We start from the raw sequence: 1,867 nt of genomic DNA on the forward strand, positions 1-1,867 counted from the left end.
CGGCGTTTGAGTTCCTTGGTACATCCATGTCTTCTGGAAGCGGGGAATTGTCGGCGGCTTCAGCCAGTTTCATCAAGGTTTCAACTTCCTGTTTGAACTGGGCTTCCAGTTGATTGGCGTAATCCCAGCTCAAGGCTTTATGCTTGCTGGCATTGGCTTTAATCTTGGTGCCGTCCAGGCTCACCGTACCCAGCTTAAGCAGCCCCAAGGTTTGTGCAAGTACCAATATCTCGACAAATAGGCTTTCGATCTCTTTGCCAAAGCGCTTGCGAAAGCTGTTGATGGTGTCGTGATCTGGGTTTTCGTTGGCGCAGATGTATTTAAAGGCCATCGAGTCATGAGTGGCTTTCTCCAGTTTGCGACTGGAAAATACGCCGGTCGCGTAACCGTAGAACAGCAACGCCAACAGCATCGCCGGATGATAGGGGCGCTTTCCTTTGCCCGCATAGACGGCTGATAGCGTCCGTAAATCCAGTTGATCGACAATCTCGACAACAAAACGGGCCATATGATCTTCAGGCAAATAATCCTGAACACACGGGGGCAGAATGTAGGGGGTATCGCGATCAATCAGGATGAATTGGGTAGCCATTTTTGTTTTTTGATTTGGTGTTTCGATAGGGTTATTTTAACACTTTTTGCACTGCTAAATCCGACAGTCTCCTAGGGCTAATTCGCCCCTTGAGAATACCATCACCACATGCTGAAGGATGAATACCGAATGGGCGCACTCAAAACCGCTTGTCTTTTCCCGGCGCTAGAGTACTCGGTTTAGGTAGCTGCATTGGTATCTTGCCCTGGCTTACCAGCCAAGACAGGCAAAGCTACAAATGTCATGATGGCAGGAGGTTTTGCTCAAGCCGCCACTATTACAGAAGTTGCACTTAATTTGCAAAACTTCATTCAAGAACTTGAATTGTTATCAACACGCGGAAATAAAGGAATTTTTAGTCACACAAAGCCTGTAAAAAGGCAAGTGACCAATAAATGAAGCACATACTTATGAGAGGAAATCTCGCTCAAAAATCCACATGACTTTTCTTATGTAGATAGGCGAATTGACTATTAGTCCTAATAGGTTAATTAGGAACTAATCTTAAGAACAGTTATAGCTTAAGGTAAGCTATAAATTTAATGGGGTGAACGACGGGGCTCGAACCCGCGACAACCGGAATCACAATCCGGGACTCTACCAACTGAGCTACGCTCACCATAATATGGGATTTTCTACGAATGGTGCGCTTGGCAGGACTCGAACCTGCGACCCCCGGCTTAGAAGGCCGGTGCTCTATCCGGTTGAGCTACAAGCGCTAAATTGGTCGGGGTAGAGAGATTCGAACTCCCGACATCCTGCTCCCAAAGCAGGCGCGCTACCAAACTGCGCTATACCCCGACAATCTCCTTTTTAATGGCTTGCTTAACTTCTAACCACCCTTGAAGAGCTGTCTATGATAACGATACATCCCCATATCGTCAATACTTTTTTTTCATCATCTATAAATAATTTATCAAGACAATTGCAATCAGCTCAATTTACATTGACTTAGGATTTGGCTAAAAATAACTTCCCGAAATCAGTAATCTTTAGGGATGGCTCGGTAGTTCCAACGAGGAAGATAGTCATCAAACGCAATAGTCATGGTTTTGAGGAAATCAGTGGCGCATTTTTTACCCGTCGCATAGACCCCTGTCAAAATATCAACCGTCACGTTCAATCCCGTGTTAGTTTTCGCCTTCTCCATAAATTGCTTGGCGATGGTGAGCGAATGAAAAACAACACCCCGACAAGCACGCGTAATATGCGGAAACAACCGATGTTCGATGGGATTGTGTTTCGAGCAGTACGGTGGATAGTGCGCTATACGTA

Annotated in this window: 3 protein-coding genes and 3 tRNA genes; 1 reads left to right on the forward strand and 5 read right to left on the reverse strand. The window is 45.8% G+C overall.

The window, feature by feature from the left end:
- The coding region (locus tag METTU_RS16005; protein ID WP_006892829.1) for an IS1182 family transposase at positions 1–592 on the reverse strand (592 nt) is incomplete at its 3' end.
- Positions 593–835: 243 nt separating this feature from the next.
- Here METTU_RS16005 and METTU_RS23345 point away from each other — a divergent pair.
- The gene (locus tag METTU_RS23345; RefSeq protein ID WP_169624953.1) at positions 836–991 is read left to right on the forward strand and encodes a hypothetical protein; all 156 of its coding nucleotides are present in this window, start codon (positions 836–838) and stop codon (positions 989–991) included.
- 144 nt (positions 992–1,135) lie between these two features.
- Here the strand turns inward: METTU_RS23345 and METTU_RS16010 are convergent.
- From METTU_RS16010 to METTU_RS22660, 4 genes are all read right to left on the reverse strand, one after another.
- Positions 1,136–1,211: transfer RNA gene (locus tag METTU_RS16010), tRNA-His, on the reverse strand.
- Positions 1,212–1,234: 23 nt separating this feature from the next.
- Positions 1,235–1,311 (reverse strand) — tRNA-Arg (locus METTU_RS16015).
- 5 nt (positions 1,312–1,316) lie between these two features.
- Positions 1,317–1,393: transfer RNA gene (locus METTU_RS16020), tRNA-Pro, on the reverse strand.
- A 181-nt stretch (positions 1,394–1,574) separates the two neighbouring features.
- Positions 1,575–1,867, reverse strand: a 293-nt coding sequence (locus tag METTU_RS22660) for an ISAzo13-like element transposase-related protein (protein WP_040580920.1), incomplete at its 5' end; no start/stop codon positions are given.

The organism is Methylobacter tundripaludum SV96 (genome assembly GCF_000190755.2).
Taxonomy (GTDB): domain Bacteria; phylum Pseudomonadota; class Gammaproteobacteria; order Methylococcales; family Methylomonadaceae; genus Methylobacter_A; species Methylobacter_A tundripaludum.

What these genes read in the sequence shown, in the direction of transcription:
- METTU_RS23345 (WP_169624953.1), top strand. Translation starts at nt 836, where the DNA reads ATGATGGCAGGAGGTTTTGCTCAAGCCGCCACTATTACAGAAGTTGCA.